The organism is Amycolatopsis sp. CA-126428 (assembly GCF_002904335.1).
Lineage (GTDB): Bacteria > Actinomycetota > Actinomycetes > Mycobacteriales > Pseudonocardiaceae > Amycolatopsis.
In genome coordinates this window covers 18836-36360 of record NZ_PPHF01000030.1, presented here as the reverse complement: position 1 = coordinate 36360, position 17525 = coordinate 18836, and the positions used below count along the sequence as shown (strand labels likewise).

Genomic DNA, 17525 nt, shown 5'->3' with positions numbered 1-17525 from the left:
TTCAGAACTCCCCCGCGAATTCGGACCGCAGCCCGGGGACGCGGCGAGCCCCGGCCAGGGGAACGAGATCGACTTCCCGTTCCACGCCGGGTTCGAACCGCACCGACGTCCCGGCGGGCACGTCGAGCCGGTGGCCGCGGGCGGCGTCCCGGTCGAACTCGAGGCCCGGGTTCACGGCCGCGAAGTGGTAGTGCGAGCCGACCTGCACCGGCCGGTCGCCGAGGTTCCGCACCAGCAGCCGGACGCGCGCGCGGCCGGGGTTCAGCTCGACCGGCTCGTCGCCGGGAATGATCTCGCCAGGGCGCATGCAGCTCCTGTCCTCCGGGTGGGGTCGTGAGTGGTAAGGCGGGTTAGAACCCGCCTTACCACTCACGACGGGTGGGTCACACGATCGGGTCGTGCACGGTGACGAGCTTCGTGCCGTCCGGGAACGTGGCCTCGACCTGCACGGAGTCGACCATTTCGGGCACGCCGTCCAGCACCTGCGCACGGGAGAGCACGCTCCGGCCGCTGGCCACCAGGTCACTGACCGTGCGGCCGTCGCGGGCGCCTTCGAGGACGTGGTCGGTGATGAGCGCGACCGCCTCGGGGTAGTTGAGCCGGACGCCGCGGTCCAGCCGCTTCCGCGCGACGTCGGCCGCCACGTGGATGAGCAGCTTGTCGCGCTCCTGCGGGCTGAGGTGCATCCGCTAGGTCTATCACCCGAAACGCGGCGGCGCCTGGTTCGGAAACACAGGATTTACCTGGGCTTCGTCACACTCCGTGGCGAGAAATTCTCCGGCCCGCGAGGTTCGGTGACTGAATCGTTCTCGTAATCGTGACCGAAACCACCACATCTTTCGATTGCCAGTGGCCGGTCAAGAGAGCAAGGTCTATCCATCCGTGCGATATGGCGCGCGTTCAGTGCGCTTCCTCCCAACCGCGCGACCAGCACCAACCAGCCGGGGAAAAAGCGCACCGAAAGGTTCCGCGAAACAGTGACTACCTCCACGATCAGCAAGCCACAGCCGTCCGGCCAACCCGACGACGGCTTCCGACCGGGCCTGGAAGGCGTCGTCGCCTTCCACACCGAAATCGCCGAACCCGACCGGGACGGCGGTGCCCTGCGCTACCGCGGCGTCGACATCGAAGACCTCGCCGGCAAGGTGACCTTCGGCGACGTCTGGGGCCTCCTCGTGGACGGCCGGTTCGGTCACGGCCTGCCACCCGCCGAGCCGTTCCCGCTGCCGGTGCACACCGGTGACGTCCGGGTGGACGTCCAGGCCGCACTGGCCATGCTCGCCCCGATCTGGGGGTACCGCCCGCTGCTCGACATCACCGACGAAGAGGCCCGCGAGCAGCTGGCCCGCGCCTCGGTGATGGCGCTGTCCTACGTCGCCCAGTCGGCGCGCGGCATCGGGCAGCCCGCGGTGCCGCAGACCCGGGTCGACGAGGCCCACTCCATCACCGAGCGGTTCCTGATCCGCTGGCGCGGCGAGCCGGACCCGGCGCACGTCAAGGCCCTGGACGCCTACTGGGTGTCGGCCGCGGAGCACGGCCTCAACGCCTCGACCTTCACCGCCCGCGTCATCGCGTCCACCGGCGCGGACGTGGCGGCGGCGATGTCCGGCGCCATCGGCGCGATGTCGGGCCCGCTGCACGGCGGTGCCCCGGCGCGCGTGCTGCCGATGATCGAAGAGGTCGAGCGCACCGGCGACCCCGCGGGCCTGGTCAAGGGCATCCTCGACCGCAAGGAACGCCTGATGGGCTTCGGCCACCGCGTCTACCGCGCCGAGGACCCGCGGGCGCGCGTGCTGCGCCGGACCTGCCGGGAGCTGGACGCGACCCGCTACGAGGCGGCCGCCGCGCTGGAGCAGGCGGCGCTGAAGGAGCTGCGCGAGCGGCGTCCGGATCACCCGATCGAGACCAACGTCGAGTTCTGGGCCGCGGTCATCCTGGACTTCGCGCAGGTCCCGCCGCACATGATGCCCGCGATGTTCAGCTCGGCCCGCACCGCCGGCTGGGCCGCGCACATCCTGGAGCAGAAGCGGACCGGGCGTCTGGTGCGGCCGTCGGCCAAGTACGTCGGCCCGGCGCCGCGCACCCCCGAGGACGTCGAGGGCTGGGAGCTCGTCACCAAGCACTGACGCTCGTTCACGAACCGGCCGGTGCCTCCGCGGCGCCGGCCGGTTCGTGTTTCGCGGTGGCTTCGAGCATGGCCGTGAGCTGGTCGACCAGCCAGGTGTCGAGGTCTTCGCGCGCGACGCTGCGTTCCTGCAGCCAGCTCAGCAGCGCGCCCTCGACGACGGCCGTCCAGCAGCGCAGGGTCAGCGAAAGCAGCGGCGAAGGAGCTTCGACGCCGAGGGCGTCCAGGATCAGGGCCACCGCGCGGTTGCGGACTTCGTCGATCGCCGCGTCCGTCTCGGACGTCGCGATCACCGAACCGCTGCGCAGCAGGGCGATGTACCCCGCGCGGTAGTGGTCGGCGACGTCGATCAGGCCGCGGACGGCCGCGCGCAGCCGCACCTCCGGCGGGCCTTCTTCGAGCCCGGCCAAGCCGTCGATCAGCCCGTCGGTGACCGTGCGGAGGGCCTCGACCTGCAGGTCGCGCAGGCTCGAGAAGTACCGGTAGAACAACGGCCGCGAAACCTCGGCGCGCGCGACGATGTCGTCGACGGTGACCAGTTCGGGCGCGCGCGAGCCGAACAGGTCGAGCGCGGCGCGGATCAGGTCGTCGCGGCGGGCCTGCGGCGACATCCGCCGCGGCCGGCTCACGGCGTCAGGTCCAGCTTCGCGGCTTTGCGGAGCAGGCCGGGTGTCAGTCGCGAAAGGACCAACGCGGCCTTCGCCTCCGGAGTGGACGGTGCGATCGCGAGGTCCTTTTCCACCGCACGCAGGATGTCCCGCGCGACGCCTTCAGGCCCGAACCCGCGACGCGCGTACAGCTTCGTGCTTTCCTTCTGACGCCGGCGTTGTTCCTCTTCGGACACCCCGACGAACGTCGTCGTGCCGGTGATGTTCGTCTTGACGATGCCCGGGCACACCGCCGTGACGCCGATGTGGTGCGCGGCCAGCTCGGCCCGCAGGCAGACGCTCAGCGTCAGCACGGCGGACTTCGTCGTCGCGTAGGCGGAGAGGATCTTCGACGGCAGGTACGCGGCCGCCGAAGCGAGGTTGACGATCTGGCCGCCTTCGGCGCGCTCGGCGAGCATGGGCGCGAACGCGCGGCAGCCGTGGATCACGCCCCAGAGGTTGACGTCGATGACACGCTCCCAGTCCTCGACCGACGTGTCGAGGAAGGGCCCGGACATCCCGATCCCGGCGTTGTTCACCACGATGTCGGGCACCCCGTGCTCGGCGCGGACCCGCTCGGCGAAGCGGTGCACGGCGTCGCCGTCCGCGGAGTCCACTGTGTACTCGGCGAGGCCGTGCTCTCCCAGCAGCTTCAGGGTTTCCCCGGCACTGGCCGCGTCAATGTCGGTGATGACGACGTCGGCGCCCTGGCCGGCGAAGGCCAGCGCGGTGGCGCGGCCGATCCCGCTGCCCGCCCCGGTGACGACGACGAGCTTGTGCGCGAAGGGCCCGGCGCCGGCGCGGGCCCGGCGCAGCCCGCGGCTTTCGGTGCCGGTTTCGGCGTAGTCGATCAGCTCGGCGGCCGCCGCGGCCACCACGTCCGGCCGCGCCCTGGTCACCCAGTGCGTCCCGACGATCCGGCGGATCCGCAGGTCGGGCACCCAGCGGGCGACCTCGGTCTGCAGCGGCGTCGTCACGTAGGCGTCACCGGTCGGCGCCAGCACCTGCACCGGGATGTCGGCGGGCCGGGGTGCGGGCCGGGACAGCCGGGTGAACATGTTGGCGCGGTAGAGCTGGAGACCGTGCAGGCCGTCGGACTTCTCCGGCGGTGCCGCGTCCGGCTCCATGCGCTGGATCTGCTTGCCCAGCAAGCCGGTGCGCCACAGCAGGTCCGGGACGAACGGCACCTGGAAGGCCAGGATGTACCACGAGTGCAGGAACTGGTTCAGCGCGTTCTTGAGCCGCTTCGGCGTCGGGCGGCGCAGCTGGGCGCGGAACCACGCGCCGGCGTGGTCGAGGCTCGGCCCGGAGAGGGACGTGTAGGAGGCGATCCGCCCGCGCAGGCCCTCCCCGGTGACGGCGTGCCAGGTCTGGATCGAGCCCCAGTCGTGGGCGACCAGGTGCACCTTGCCGGTGGGCTGCACCTCGTCGACGACGGCACGCAGGTCGTCGGCCAGCTGGTCCAGCCGGTAGGACGCGCGTCCCGGCGGCTTGTCCGACTGTCCGGCCCCGCGAACGTCGTAGGTGACGACGCGGTGTTCCCCGGTCAGCCCGGCGGCCACCCCGCTCCACATCGAGCTGTTGTCCGGGTAGCCGTGCACGAGCACGACCGTCGGCCCGTCACTCCGGCCGTCGACGGTCACGGAGAGGCGGACACCGTCGCTGGCGGTCACCCACTTGTGAGACATTCTGTCATGTTAGACAAGTTGTCAATAGTGGGTTCACCCGCGCGGCGGTTCCGCGCGCGCGGATGTTCGGATTTTTGCCGGTATGACAGCGTTTTCGTGGTTCCACGGGAAACCAAGCGCCCGTGTCCACCGATCGGTGGACAGCCGGATTCAGTCGGCTGTTGGTCGGATCCGGCGGCCCGGACGACCAAGCTTCGAGCATGACCACAGCAGTCAGCGTGCGCGGCCTGCGCAAGCAGTACCCCGGTCACCTCGCGGTGGCCGGGCTCGATCTGGAGATCGCCCAGGGCGAGGTGTTCTCCCTGCTCGGCCCGAACGGCGCCGGCAAGACCACGACCGTCGAGATCCTCGAAGGACACCGGCGGCGGACGGCCGGCGAGGTCACCGTGCTCGGCGAGGATCCCGGCAAGGCCGGGCGCGCCTGGCGCGCCCGGCTCGGCATCGTCCTGCAGACGGCGACCGACGCCGCCGAGCTGAACGTCGCCGAGACCGTCCGGCACTTCGCGAAGTACTACCCCGACCCGCGTGATCCCGACGAGGTGATCGAGAAGGTCGGGCTCACCGAGAAGGCCGGGACGCGGATCAAGGCGCTCTCCGGCGGGCAGCGCCGCCGCGTCGACGTCGCGCTCGGCATCATCGGACGCCCCGAGCTGCTCTTCCTCGACGAGCCGACCACCGGCTTCGACCCCGAGGCGCGGCGGCAGTTCTGGGCGCTGATCAGCGACCTCGCCGCCGAGGGCACCACCATCCTGCTCACCACGCACTACCTCGACGAGGCCGAAGCGCTCGCCGACCGCGTCGCGGTGATCGCGCGCGGCGAGATCGTCGCCCAGGACACGCCGCGGAACCTGGGCGGCCGGGCGGCCGCCGAGGCCACCGTGCGCTGGGTCGACGAACGCGGTGAGCACGTCGAACGGACCGCGTACCCGACCAAGCTCGTCACCGAGCTCTCTGCCGGCGGTAGGGAGCTCACCGGGCTGACCGTGACCAGGCCGAGCCTGGAGGACATCTACCTCGACCTGATCGGAGACAAGGCATGACCACTGGGACATCCGGGGCTTCGCCCCAGGCCGGGGGCTCCGCCACCCGGAACCCCCGAAAAGCGGCTGTGGCCCTCCCAGGCCCGCTGTCCCTCGGGCTGGCGCGCGGCGGCACCGAGCTGCGGCAGTTCTTCCGGAACAAGGAACAGGTGGTTTTCACCTTCTCCCTGCCCGCGGTGCTGATGATCCTGCTCGGGTCCATCCTGGACGGTCCGACGGCGCTCGACGGCGTCACGTCCGGCCAGCTGCTGGCCGCCGGGATGATCGGCTCCGGCATCGTGTCGACGTCGTTCAACAGCATCGCGACCGGCGTCACGGCCGACCGGGAAACCGGGGCCCTCAAGCGCCTGCGCGGCACGCCGATGCCACCGGCGTCGTACTTCATCGGCAAGATGGCGCTGGTCGCGGTGTCCAGCCTGGCCCAGACGGTGCTGATGGCCGGGGTCGCCGTGCTGCTGTTCGGGCTGGAGCTGCCGTCCGACCCGGCGAAGTGGCTGACGCTGCTGTGGGTGTTCGCGCTCGGCATCGTCTCGTGCACCCTGCTCGGGATCGCGGTCAGCTCGCTCGCGAGGTCCACCAACGGCGCGGTCGCCATCGTGCAGATGCTGTACCTGGTGCTGCAGTTCATCTCCGGGGTGTTCGTCTCGCCGATCACGCACCTGCCGAAAGTTATGGTGGACATCGCGTCGTTCTTCCCGCTGAAGTGGATCTGCCAGGGTTTCCGGTCGGTCTTCCTGCCGGACGGCGCCGTGAGGATGGAGATGGCCGGGACATGGGAACTGCCGCGGGTGGCGCTGGTGCTGGCGATCTGGTGCGTGGCGGGAGCGGTGCTGGCGCGGCTGACCTTCCGGTGGACCGACACGAAGTGAAGGACGCCTGGGACCGGTTCAACTGGCTCTGGGAGATCCTCTTCGCGGTGGCGTACCTGGCCACGACCCTGCTGGTGATCCTCGACGACGCCGACCCGGCGCGGACCGCGGTCGCGGCCGGGGCGCTCACCGCGCTCGCGCTGAGTTACCTGCTGTGGGGCCGCCGGCTCGTCCGGGACGACGACTCGCCCGCGTTCCAGCGGTGGGTTTTCGCCTTCGTGGTGCTGGCGCTGGTCGGGACCGCCATGGTCGCCGAGGGCACGTCCGGCTTCATCCTGTTCATGGCGTGCCCGCTGCTGTTCTCGACGCTCGAATTCCGGCCGGCGGCGGTCCTGACCACGGTGGCGATCCTGCTCAACCCCGCGGCGGCCGTCGTCAACGACGGGTTCAAGGGCCCGACGCTGCACATCATGCTGCCGATGACGGCGATCCTGGTCGTCTTCGGCGTGCTGTGCGGCAAGTTCATCGGGCACGTCATCGACGAGAGCAAGGGCCGCGCGGACCTGATCGCGAAGCTCGAGGAGAGCCAGGCGGAAGTCGCCCGGCTCTCCCGGGAGGCGGGCACCGCGGCCGAGCGCGAACGGCTCGCGCGGGAGATCCACGACACCCTCGCGCAGGGGTTCACCAGCATCGTCACCCTGGCCCAGGCCATCGAGTCCGAATTGGACACCGACCCGGCCGCGGCCCGGCGGCACGCGGAGCTGGCCGCCCGTACTGCGCGCGACAACCTGACCGAGGCCCGGGCGATGGTCGCCGCGCTGGCCCCGGCGGACCTCGCGGCCGGCTCGCTGGTGGACGCCGTCCGGCGCCAGGCCGACCGCCTGGCCGATTCGTCCGACGTCGTGGTCCGGTACGAAGTGGACGGTCCGCTGCCCGCACTCGGCATGGCGGGCGAGGTGGTCCTGCTGCGGGGCGCTCAAGAAGCGCTGAACAATGTGCGCCGGCACGCGGCCGCGTCGGCGGTGTCGGTGCGGCTGTCCGCTGTGGACGGTTCGGTGCGGCTGTCGGTGCGCGACGACGGCGCCGGCTTCGACCCGGACCACGCCCCGGGTTTCGGGTTGCGCGGGATGCGGTCCCGGGCCGAGCAGGTCGGTGGCAGACTGAGTGTCCGGAGTGGCCCCAGCGGCACCGAACTCACCCTGGAGGTGCCGGCTTGATCCGCGTCATGCTCGTCGACGACCACCCCGTCGTCCGCGAAGGCCTCCGCGGCATGCTCGAGGCGGAGCCGGACCTCACGGTCGTCGGAGAAGCGGGTTCGGGCGACGAAGCCGTCGCGCTCGACCGGGTCGCCGTCCCCGACGTCGTGCTGATGGACCTGCGGATGCCCGGCCTCGACGGCGTCGGCGCGACCAAGCGGATCCTGCGCGAGCAGCCCGGCCGGCGGATCGTCGTGCTCACGACGTACGAGACGGACGCCGACATCCTGCGCGCGGTGGAGGCCGGCGCGTCGGGCTACCTGCTGAAGGACGCGTCCCGCGCGGAGCTGGCGAACGCGATCCGCGCGGCGGCGCGCGGGGAGACGGTGCTGGCGCCGTCGGTGGCGGGCAAGCTGGTCAACCGCGTCCGCAACCCGGAACCGCAGCCGCTGTCGGCCCGCGAGGTGGAGGTCCTCCGGCTGGTCGCGAAGGGCGGCACGAACGCCGACATCGGCCGCGCCCTGCACATCAGCGAGGCCACGGTGAAGACCCACCTGCTCCGCGTCTTCGGCAAGCTCGGCGTCTCGGACCGCACAGCCGCGGTCACCACCGCAATGGCCCGAAACCTCCTCGGCTGACCCCGGCCGCCGTGCTGGAACGGTCGACACGCGTGATCAGGCAGCCGACACGCGTGATTGGCAAGCCGACACGGCCCCAGCCAGGACACCCGCCGTGTCGACCCCCCAATCACGCGTGTCGGCCCTTCAATCACGCGTGTCGACCTCTCCTGCACGGGCCGGGGCCTGCTTCGGGAGGGGGAGCGCGGCAGAATGCCTCCATGCTTGCCTCGACCGAACTCGCCCTGCTCCGCCGGATCGCCCACGAGCAGGCCGGCTGCCGGGCTCCGTCGCTGGTCGCCGCCGTCGTGCGGGACGGGGAGATCGTCTGGTCCGGTGGCCGGGGGCGCGTCGGCGGTGAGACACCCGGTACCGACACCCAGTACCGGCTGGGCTCGATCACCAAGACCCTCGTGGCCACCGCCGTCATGCGGCTGCGCGACGAAGGCCTCCTCGACCTCAACGACCCGCTCGAAAAGCACGTCCCGGGCACGCCGTTCGGGGCCGCGACCGTCGCCCAGCTGCTGTCCCACACCTCCGGCCTGACGTCCGAATCGCCCGGCTCCTGGTGGGAGCGGACCCCGGGCGCCGACTGGGACGCGCTGGTCGGCAGCCTCGCCGAGGGCGCGACCAAGCACCGGCCGGGCGCGCGGTTCCACTACTCGAACGTCGGCTACGGCGTCCTCGGCGAGCTCCTCGCCCGCCACCGCGGCAAGGGCTGGCTCTCCGTGCTCGACGAAGAGGTCCTCGGCCCGCTCGGGATGACCCGCACCACCCCGCACCCGGTCGGCGCGCACGCCGACGGCTTCGCCGTGCACCCCTTCGCCGACGTCCTGCTGCCGGAACCGAGCCCGGACGCCGGCGCGATGGCCCCCGCCGGGCAGCTGTGGTCGACGGCGAAGGACCTCGGCCGCTGGACGGCGTTCCTCGGCGGCGAAACCGGCGGCGTGCTCGCGCCGGAGACGGTCGCCGAGATGCGGACCATGGTGACCGTCGACGACACCGACGTCTGGACGACCGGGTTCGGGCTCGGCCTGATGCTCGTGCGGCACCAGGGCCGCCGGTTCGCCGGCCACACCGGCTCGATGCCCGGGTTCCTCGCCGTGACGCTGGTCGACCCGGCCGCGCAGACCGGCGCGCTCGTGCTCGTCAACTCGACGGCCGGCGTCGGCATCACGCAGCTCTGCCTGGACCTCATCACCATGACCGACGAGCTGGAGCCGCGGCTGCCCGCCGAGTGGCTGCCGTCGCCGGCCGACCCCGCGCTGCTCGCGCTGACCGGGCTCTGGCACTGGGGCCCGACGCCGTACCACCTGCGCGTCCAAGGCGACGGGCTGCTGCTGCTCGCGCCGGTCGAAGGCGCCGGCCGCGGCTCGCGCTTCCGCGCCACCGGCGAGGACACCTACGTCGGCCTCGACGGTTACTACGCCGGCGAGACGCTCGAGGTGGGCCGGGACGCCGACGGCGTCGCCACCCACCTGGACCTGGCGACGTTCGTCTTCACCCGCACGCCGTACGACCCGGCCGCGCCGGTGCCCGGCGGCGTCGAAGACTGGCGCTGACAAGGGACGGGTCCCGCTCGCACCCCCAGGGTGGCGAGCGGGACCCTCAGGTCAGGGCGGCGGTGCCGGCCGCGTACGCGACGGCGGCGGCGAAGCGGTTGGCGATGCGCTTGCCCTCGCCCCAGTCCCAGACGCCGAGCTTCAGCACCGTCATGATCGTGAGCGTCGAGCCGCCCTCGGACGGCGACACCGTCACGTTGATGTGCTGGCCCCAGCTCAGGAGCGACATCCCGGTGCGGCAGGTGGCGAATCCCCGCGGGCCGTCGTAGACCGGCTGCTGACCGCCGATCGCCGCGACCCCGGCCGGGAGCACGTTCCACAGCACATCGGGCGGCACCGCGAACCTCTGCTGCACAGTCGTCACGCCCGGGACGCTACCGGCGGCCCGGGCGCGCGGGTCACCGTGTTTTTACCCCCAACGCGGCGTACGCCGATCAGCCCCACGACGTAGCTGTCGCCGTCCGGAAGGCCGGTGACGAGGTCCTCCAGGGGCAGGCCCGCCAGCCAGAGCCGCCGCCGGTCCCGCAGCTCGGCGGCGATGTCGGCCGGGACCACGGGCAGGTGGAAGCGGATCCGGTGGTCCCCGGGCAGCACCGCCCAGCCGTCGACCGGCTCGCCCGCCCGCACGTCGAACGCCGCGGCCGCGACCGGTGTCCAGGTGCCGCTCGCGAAGTGCCGCGCCGGGAGGGCGAGGTCCGCGCGCCACAGGGCGAGCGCGAGCACGGCGACCAGGCCCGGCACCGGCAGGAACCACGGCAGCCAGCCACCGGTCACGACGATGGCCGCGACCTCGGCCGCGAGCGCGAAGACGGCGACCGACCAGACCGAGGCGGTGGCGAACGCGAGCCGCCGCCGCAGAGCCGTCCGCCGCGTCGGCGGCCGCTTCGGCAGCAACCGGGTCAGGCCGTACACCGAGGCGCCGGCGAAGAGCGCGACGAACGCCCCGGCGTTCACGATGTCGGCACCGTGCGGCGGGTGCGTCACCAGCCCGGCGGCGATCGCCGCCGCCGTCAGGAACCACGCCACCAGCACCAGCGCCCGCAACACTCCGCGACGGCCCTCCGGGCGGGCGTCGCCGGTGAGCCACCACGGCAGCCGCCGGACGAACACGAGCACCAGGGTGACCGCGAGCGCGATCGGCGCCAGCACGGTCGTCGTCGTGGTCCAGCCGCCGCTCGCGGCCAGGTGCACCACGACGACGGCGCCCCAGCTCACGAACAGCCACCAGCGCGGCCGCCATCGATCTTCGGTCATGTCCGTCTCCCCCTCGCCGGGGAAACTACCGACCGGCCGCGCGGCCGGCGAGCGGGTTTCCGGCCGGCGTCCCACTTCCCGGAACGGCGAATCCCACCTTCACCAGCCGCGTCCCGACCTGAGAGACTGGCCGCATGACCGACGCTGAGTTGACCATTCCCGCCGACCTCAAGCCGGCCGACGGCCGCTTCGGCTGCGGCCCGTCGAAGGTCCGCGCCGAGCAGCTGAGTGCGCTGGCGGAGTCCGGCTCCACCTACCTCGGCACGTCGCACCGGCAGAAGCCGGTCAAGTCCCTCGTCGGGCGCGTGCGGGCGGGTCTGTCCGAGCTGTTCTCCCTGCCCGAGGGCTACGAGGTGATCCTCGGCAACGGCGGCACCACGGCGTTCTGGGACGCGGCCGCCTTCGGCCTGGTCCGCGAGCGCGCGCAGCACTTCACCTACGGCGAGTTCTCCTCGAAGTTCGCGACCGTGACCAAGGGCGCGCCGTTCCTGGCCGACCCGATCGTGGTCAAGGCCGAGCCGGGCAGCGCGCCGGACATCGCCTACGAAGCCGGCGCCGACCTGGTCGGCTGGGCGCACAACGAGACGTCCACCGGTGTCGCCGTCCCGGTCCGCCGCCCCGAAGGCAGCGACGGCGCGCTGGTCGCGATCGACGCCACCTCCGGCGCCGGCGGTCTCCCGGTCAAGGCCGAGGACTTCGACGTCTACTACTTCGCGCCGCAGAAGTCCTTCGCCGCGGACGGCGGGCTCTGGATCGCGCTGGCCTCCCCGGCCGCGGTCGAGCGGATCGGCGAGATCGGCGGCGGCGACCGCTGGATCCCCGAGTTCCTGTCGCTGACCACCGCGCTGGACAACTCCCGTAAGGACCAGACGTACAACACCCCGGCCGTGGCCACCCTGTTCCTGCTCGCCGAGCAGATCGAGTGGATGAACGGCCAGGGCGGTCTCGCCTGGACGACTTCGCGCACGAAGGACTCGTCGTCGCGGCTGTACGAGTGGGCCGAGAAGACGAGCTACACGACGCCGTTCGTGAAGGACCCCGAGCTGCGCTCCCAGGTCGTCGGCACGGTCGACTTCAGCGACGAGGTCGACGCCGCCGCGGTCGCGAAGGTGCTGCGCGCCAACGGGATCGTCGACACCGAGCCGTACCGGAAGCTGGGCCGCAACCAGCTGCGCGTCGGCCTGTTCCCGGCCATCGACCCGGACGACGTCACCAAGCTGACGCAGGCCATCGAGTACGTGGTCGAGCGGCTCGGCTGACCACCCGCTGTACCGAAGACTCGGTGACCGAAACGCTCGGCTGGGCTGTCCCAGCCGAGCGTTTTGCGTAGTTACCCGATCCGCGGGTTTACCGCGCCGCAGTACCGGGCGCTCAGCAGCAGCCGTGCAGTGGCAAGCGCTCCGACCGGGCGCCCACCATCTCGGCGGGCCGGTTCGCGGCGCTTTCGGCGTCGGCGAGCATCCGGTCGAGCGTGATCCGGTCGAGGACGCGGCCGGCGGTGACGACGGTGTCGATCCGGCGGACCGCGCGGATGTCGGCGAGCGGGTCGGCGTCGAGCAGCACCAGGTCGGCGACCTTGCCGGGTTCGATGGTCCCGGCCGAGTCCGCCCGGCCGAGGAACGCGGCCGCGTCGCGGGTCACCGCCTGCAGCGCCTGCCGCGGGCCGAGCCCGGCCTCGACGAGGAAGTCGAGCTCGTCGTGGAGGCTGAACCCCGGGTAGACGTACGGGTTCTGGCAGTCGGTGCCGCCGAGGATGCCGACCCCGGCGCGGTGCGCCTCCCCGACGAGCCGCAGCTGCGCGTGGAAGTAGACCTCCTGCTGGGCGATCTGCTCGGGGGTGACCGGCGCGAACAGCGGCAGCCGGTCGGCCCAGACGTCGAGGATCTCCCGCGGGATGTACTTGTTGCGCGGATCGTGCGCGAACGTGCCGGCCGGCCGGGAAATGACCCGGTTGACCGCGAAGGTCGGGCTCAGCCGGCTGCCCGAGGCGTTGAGCCCGGCGAAGTGGCGGGCCGCCGCGGCCGGGTCGTAGGCCTGCGCGGCCTGCCGGTCGAGTTCGCGGGCCAGGTTGAAGAAGTCACGCGGGGCCTGCGGGTCGAACGGCGTCGCGTCGAGCCGGGCGAGGAACTCGTCCCGGCAGCTCGACGTGGCGATCGGCAGCCCGAAGAGGTGCTCGAAACTGCGCTGCCCGGACATGGCCGCGTCGAGCAGGCGAAGCCGGTAGGGCCAGTGCCCGACGAAGGGCAGGCCCTGGCGGCGGCACTCGTCCGCGATCGCGGCGAAGGCGTCTTTCGGCAGGTAGAAGTACACCTTCACGAAGTTCGAGCGCTGGGCGACGGCGGTCCGGACCGCGGCCCGCGCCTCCTCGGCGTTCGCGACCTTGGTGATCGGCGGGCCGAGCAGGGACACCGGGCCGTCGAGGATCGAGCTGGCCAGCACCACCCGCGGGCCGAGCAGCTCGCCGCGGTCGATCTTGTCGCGGGTGATCCGGTTCTCGTCGTAGCCCTGCATCTCGCGGATGCCGGTGACGCCGTTGGCCAGGAACAGCGGCGGCCAGAGGTCTTCGTAGTCGATGCCGTGGGCGTGCATGTCCCACAGGCCGGGTACGAGGTAGCGGCCGCGGCCGTCGACGATCCGGGCGGTCCCGCCCAGCGGCACCTCGGCGGCGGGGCCGACCCAGGCGATCCGGTCGCCGACCAGCACGACGGCGAAGTCCGGCCGCGCCGGGCCGTCGGTGCCGTCGACGACGGTGGCCCCGCTGACGACCACGACATCCGTCCCGGCGGCGGCGGCCTCCTGCGCGAAGGCGACGGGAGCGATCCCGGCGGTGGCGAGCCCCGCGCCCGCTGTCGCCAGCCACCGCAGGAGATCACGCCGGTTCGCCTCGATTCGCACAGCCGCCCCGCCCTTCGATCGGCTCCCTTTGGTCCATCCAACACCCGTCCGACGCAGTGGGAAGTCTTCCAACTTGCTGGACGCGAGGTGGAAGGGTAACTCCCACCCCGCGTCCAGTGCACCCTTGTCCGTTCAGGCCAGCGCCCGCGTGGGCGCGAGCCGCGCCGCCCGCACCGCGGGGTACGCCCCCGCCACGGCCCCCACCAGCGCCGCGACCCCGACCCCGCCCGCCAGCGCACCCGTCGGCAGCACCGCGGGCCACCCCTGGCTCAGCGCGTACCCCGCCGTCACGAGCACTCCGGCCAGCACGCCCGCCAGGCCACCCAAGCCGGACAGCAGCACCGACTCCGCCAGGAACTGGCCGCGGATCTGCCGTTTCGTCGCGCCCAGCGCCCGGCGCAGGCCGATCTCCCGCCGCCGCTCCAGCACCGAGATCACCATCGTGTTCGCCACCCCGACCCCGCCGACCAGCAGCGCGACGCCGCCGAGCCCGAGGAACAGCGCGCTGTAGGTCGTGTCCGTCAGCTTCTGCGCCGCCAGGGCGTCCGACGGGCGCCGCACCTGGACCTCGTTCGGGGCCTGCGGGTTCAGCGTCGCCGCCAGCACCGTCCGCACACCGTCCACTTGGGACTCCTCCGCCCGGACGTACACCGTGGACGGATGGCCGTCGAACTCCAGCAGCCGCTTCGCGACGTCCCAGCCGACCAGCGCCGACCGCTCGATCTCCGGCGCGAGCGGCATCGGCGCGAGGATGCCCACCACGGTGAACCACTGCGTCCCGATCAGCACCTGCGGTGGCCGGGCCGGGTCGATGTGGTCGACGCCCAGCCGGGCCGCCGCCTGGGAGCCGAGCACCGTCACCGGGTAGTCCTGGTTCCCCGTCGCCAGGAACGCCCCGGTCCGGACCTTGCCGCCCAGCACGCCGAGCAGGTCCGGCCGCGCCGCGTACACCGCCAGCCCGGACGTCTCGTCCGCGGCGATCTTGTCGCTGCGACGGACACTCACCGACGTCGTCCCGGTGCCGGCGGCCGCGCGCACCGGCCCGATCCGCCGGGCCATCGCGACCGCGTCGTCCGGCAGCGTGGCGTTGTCGCCGAACAGCGTCTGGCCCGGCCCGGCGGTGAGGAGGTTGGGCCCGAGCGCGGCCAGCCGGTCGTGCAGGGCCTGCGCGCCGGACGCCGGGATCGCCAGCACCGCCACCATCGCGGCGACGCCGATCGCGATGCCCAGCGCGGAAAGCACCGCCCGCACCGGCCGCGTCCGCATGCCGTGGGCACCGAGCGCGACGACGTCCGGCGGCTTCAGCCGGGCCGGCTCCGGCAGCGTCACCAAGGTCATCGCGCACCCACCAGGCCGGTGTCCAGGCGCAGGCGCCCGTCGAGCAGCTCGATCCGGCGGGGCATCCCCGCCGCGATCTCGCGGTCGTGGGTGATCACGACGATCGTGGTGCCGCCGGTCGACAGCTCGCCGAGCAGCGAAAGCACCGAAGCGCCGGTGCCGGTGTCGAGGTTGCCGGTCGGCTCGTCGGCCAGCAGGATCGCCGGGTCGTTGACCACGGCCCTGGCGATCGCGACGCGCTGGCGTTCACCGCCGGAGAGCTCGCCGGGGCGGTGCCACGCCCGGTGCCCGAGCTTGACCCGGTCGAGCGCCGCCAGCGCCCGCGCGCGCCGCCGTCGCCGCGGCACCCCGGCGTAGAGCAGGCCGGTGCACACGTTGTCCACCGCACTCATCCCTTCGTCGAGGAAGAACTGCTGGAACACGAACCCGATCCAGCGCGACCGCAGCGCCGAGACCTTCCGGTCGGGCAGCGCGGCGACGTCGTGGCCGCGCAGCTCCACCCGGCCCGACGACGGCCGGTCCAGCGTGCCCATCAGGTGCAGCAGGGTGGACTTGCCGGACCCGGACGGCCCGACGATCGCCACCATCTCGCCGTCTTCCAGCGAGAGCGAGACGCCGTCGAGCGCGGCGACCTCGCCGGGGTAGGTGCGCGTGACCTCGTGCACGCGCAGCACGGGTGTCACGACGTCGTCACCACCCGCATGCCCTCGGCCAGGCCGGTACCGGTGACCTCGACCTTCCCGCCGCTGAACAGCCCGGTTTGGACGGCGATCAGCCGGCGTTGCCCGTTCTCGTCGACCTCGACCGCGTACCCGCCCTCGGCGAGGGCGAGCAGCGCGCCGACCGGGACCGCGAGCACGCCCTGGCGGACGTCCTTGGTGAACCGGACGGTGGCCGGGGCCGAGTCCAGGCTGCCGGCCGCGGCCGGGTCGTCGAGCCGGACGGTCACGGTGATCTTCGGCTTGCCGTCGTCCTGGCCCGCCTGGTCCTTGCCTTCGACGGCGGTCCGCCCGACGTCGGTGATCGTGCCCTGCGTCGTCTTCCCGTTGATCTTCACCGACGCCTTCGCGCCCTGCTGGGCGAGGCTCTGCTTGGCCGCGTCGAGCTTCACCTGCACCGACCGGACGGTGCCGGTCGTCTTGAGCACCTCGCCCTGGGCCGGCGAGCCGAGCCTGGCCTGGACGGCCGACACCCGCAGCTCGCCCGCGGCCAGCACGACGTCACCCTGGCCGAACCCGCCGGTCTGCTCCAGGCCGAGGGACTTCTGCCACTTCTTCAGCGCGGCCGCCGTCGCCGCGGTGAACTTCTTGTCCGGCGTGCCGAACCCGCCGAAGCCGCACGCCTTGAGGTTCTCCTCCAGCTGCTTGACGTCGGCACCGTCGTCCACGCCGGTGGCGAGGTCGCGGTAGAACGGCAGCGTGCCGTAGAACAGCGGCACCGGCTTCGCGTCCACGCCGTACACCGCCTTGCAGCGGGTCAGGACGGCGCCGGCGTCCGGCAGCGACGTGATGGTGCCGGGCTTGCGGCCGCCGATGACCGACTCGTCGCCGTAGCCGAGGGTGCCGTCGGCCTCTTCTTCCTCGCTCAGGTCGGTCTTGGCCACCTCCGCGGTCTCGACGGCGGGCGGCGCGGCCTCGTTGACCGGCGTCGCGCTCGACACCCGCGTCAGGATCACGACGGAGCCGGTGCCCAGCACCACGAGCAGGACGGCGATCGCGATGAACCACCGCGTCCGGCCGCGGCGGCGGGGCTTGAGGTGCGTCACGTCGTTCACTTGCCGGCCTCGGTGCGCCCGGCGATGCCCATGCCGCACGCCTTCGCGGCTTCTTCGAACTTCTTCGGGTCGTCTCCGACCTTGCCGGCCCGCAGCCCGCCCTTGCCGCTCGGGTCCGGATCGGGCATGTCGACGCCGTGGTCCCGCATGCACTTGGCGTCCTTGCGCATCTTGTCGAGCTCCTCGGCGCTCGGCGGCTTCATCTCGCCGCCGTTGGGCATCAGGTGCTTGCACGCGTTCTGCGCGCCATCGAGCTTCGCCGTGTCGCCGTCCTTGCCGCCCAAGGTGATCGCCATGCCCCCGCCGTCGCCGGCCGGCTTCGGGTCGGGCATGTCGACGCCGTGCTCGCGCATGCACTTGGCGAAGTCCCGCATCTTGTCCTGGTCGCTCTTGCCGCTGTTGTCGGCGGCGGCGGGGCCGCCCGACTTCGGTGGCGTCGAGATCGAGGCGACCTTCGACCCGTCGTCGGCCTTCGCGCCGCAGCCCCCGAGCAGCAGGGCCGCCCCGATCGCCGCGACGGCCATCCGTGTCCGCATGGCTCGCTTCCTTTCTTCCGGTGGGAGATCAGGTCTACGGATCG

Annotated in this window: 18 protein-coding genes; 7 read left to right on the top strand and 11 right to left on the bottom strand. The window is 72.4% G+C overall.

Going from position 1 to position 17525, the window contains the following annotated elements; all coding sequences use genetic code 11:
- Position 1: 1 nt before the first annotated feature.
- Entirely contained in the window at positions 2-307 is a 306-nt protein-coding gene (locus C2L58_RS06880) for an urease subunit beta (RefSeq protein ID WP_086844441.1), read from the bottom strand.
- A 76-nt stretch (positions 308-383) separates the two neighbouring features.
- Positions 384-686, bottom strand: coding sequence for an urease subunit gamma (locus tag C2L58_RS06875; protein ID WP_103336696.1), 303 nt, complete (start codon positions 684-686; stop codon positions 384-386).
- Positions 687-977: 291 nt separating this feature from the next.
- Between C2L58_RS06875 and C2L58_RS06870 the strand changes: the two genes are divergently transcribed.
- Positions 978-2126 carry a citrate synthase 2 gene (locus C2L58_RS06870; protein WP_103336695.1) on the top strand — a complete coding sequence of 383 codons (1149 nt, stop codon included), beginning with the start codon at positions 978-980 and terminating at the stop codon, positions 2124-2126.
- A gap of 7 nt (positions 2127-2133) precedes the next feature.
- Here the strand turns inward: C2L58_RS06870 and C2L58_RS06865 are convergent, their stop codons facing one another.
- The gene (locus C2L58_RS06865; protein WP_103336694.1) at positions 2134-2736 is read right to left on the bottom strand and encodes a TetR/AcrR family transcriptional regulator; all 603 of its coding nucleotides are present in this window, start codon (positions 2734-2736) and stop codon (positions 2134-2136) included.
- A 14-nt stretch (positions 2737-2750) separates the two neighbouring features.
- Positions 2751-4445, bottom strand: a complete 1695-nt coding sequence (locus C2L58_RS06860) for an SDR family oxidoreductase (RefSeq protein ID WP_103336693.1) — start codon at positions 4443-4445, stop codon at positions 2751-2753.
- A gap of 215 nt (positions 4446-4660) precedes the next feature.
- Between C2L58_RS06860 and C2L58_RS06855 the strand changes: the two genes are divergently transcribed.
- The 5 genes from C2L58_RS06855 to C2L58_RS06835 all read left to right on the top strand — a co-directional run bounded on the left by C2L58_RS06855 (position 4661) and on the right by C2L58_RS06835 (position 9684).
- On the top strand, positions 4661-5500 hold the full coding sequence (locus C2L58_RS06855) for an ABC transporter ATP-binding protein (RefSeq protein ID WP_103337092.1): 840 nt from the start codon (positions 4661-4663) through the stop codon (positions 5498-5500).
- A gap of 68 nt (positions 5501-5568) precedes the next feature.
- Positions 5569-6369 carry an ABC transporter permease gene (locus tag C2L58_RS06850; RefSeq protein WP_103336692.1) on the top strand — a complete coding sequence of 267 codons (801 nt, stop codon included), beginning with the start codon at positions 5569-5571 and terminating at the stop codon, positions 6367-6369.
- Positions 6366-7526: a sensor histidine kinase gene (locus C2L58_RS06845; protein WP_103336691.1), complete on the top strand. Its 1161-nt coding sequence runs from the start codon at positions 6366-6368 to the stop codon at positions 7524-7526. Before C2L58_RS06850 ends, C2L58_RS06845 begins: the two co-directional genes overlap by 4 nt.
- Entirely contained in the window at positions 7523-8143 is a 621-nt protein-coding gene (locus C2L58_RS06840) for a response regulator (RefSeq protein ID WP_013230184.1), read from the top strand. The genes C2L58_RS06845 and C2L58_RS06840 overlap by 4 nt, the downstream gene beginning before the upstream one ends.
- A gap of 200 nt (positions 8144-8343) precedes the next feature.
- The gene (locus C2L58_RS06835; RefSeq protein ID WP_103336690.1) at positions 8344-9684 is read left to right on the top strand and encodes a serine hydrolase domain-containing protein; all 1341 of its coding nucleotides are present in this window, start codon (positions 8344-8346) and stop codon (positions 9682-9684) included.
- A 46-nt stretch (positions 9685-9730) separates the two neighbouring features.
- Here the strand turns inward: C2L58_RS06835 and C2L58_RS06830 are convergent, their stop codons facing one another.
- Positions 9731-10048: a hypothetical protein gene (locus C2L58_RS06830; RefSeq protein ID WP_233225590.1), complete on the bottom strand. Its 318-nt coding sequence runs from the start codon at positions 10046-10048 to the stop codon at positions 9731-9733.
- On the bottom strand, positions 10045-10938 hold the full coding sequence (locus C2L58_RS06825; protein ID WP_103336688.1) for a hypothetical protein: 894 nt from the start codon (positions 10936-10938) through the stop codon (positions 10045-10047). Before C2L58_RS06825 ends, C2L58_RS06830 begins: the two co-directional genes overlap by 4 nt.
- Before the next feature lie 134 nt (positions 10939-11072).
- Between C2L58_RS06825 and serC the strand changes: the two genes are divergently transcribed.
- Complete coding sequence (gene serC / locus C2L58_RS06820) at positions 11073-12197, top strand: phosphoserine transaminase (protein WP_103336687.1); 1125 nt, start codon at positions 11073-11075, stop codon at positions 12195-12197.
- Positions 12198-12309: 112 nt separating this feature from the next.
- On the opposite strand, the gene C2L58_RS06815 is transcribed toward serC, so the two are convergent.
- The 5 genes from C2L58_RS06815 to C2L58_RS06795 all read right to left on the bottom strand — a co-directional run bounded on the left by C2L58_RS06815 (position 12310) and on the right by C2L58_RS06795 (position 17481).
- Positions 12310-13833 carry an amidohydrolase family protein gene (locus tag C2L58_RS06815; protein ID WP_103336686.1) on the bottom strand — a complete coding sequence of 508 codons (1524 nt, stop codon included), beginning with the start codon at positions 13831-13833 and terminating at the stop codon, positions 12310-12312.
- Between the two features lie 132 nt (positions 13834-13965).
- Positions 13966-15171 (bottom strand): ABC transporter permease, encoded by a 1206-nt coding sequence (locus tag C2L58_RS06810; protein ID WP_103336685.1) that lies wholly within the window; start codon positions 15169-15171, stop codon positions 13966-13968.
- Positions 15168-15854 (bottom strand): ABC transporter ATP-binding protein, encoded by a 687-nt coding sequence (locus tag C2L58_RS06805; protein WP_013230191.1) that lies wholly within the window; start codon positions 15852-15854, stop codon positions 15168-15170. The genes C2L58_RS06810 and C2L58_RS06805 overlap by 4 nt, the downstream gene beginning before the upstream one ends.
- On the bottom strand, positions 15851-16945 hold the full coding sequence (locus C2L58_RS06800) for a peptidoglycan-binding protein (protein WP_199191135.1): 1095 nt from the start codon (positions 16943-16945) through the stop codon (positions 15851-15853). The genes C2L58_RS06805 and C2L58_RS06800 overlap by 4 nt, the downstream gene beginning before the upstream one ends.
- Complete coding sequence (locus C2L58_RS06795) at positions 16942-17481, bottom strand: hypothetical protein (protein ID WP_103336684.1); 540 nt, start codon at positions 17479-17481, stop codon at positions 16942-16944. The genes C2L58_RS06800 and C2L58_RS06795 overlap by 4 nt, the downstream gene beginning before the upstream one ends.
- Positions 17482-17525: the final 44 nt, after the last annotated feature.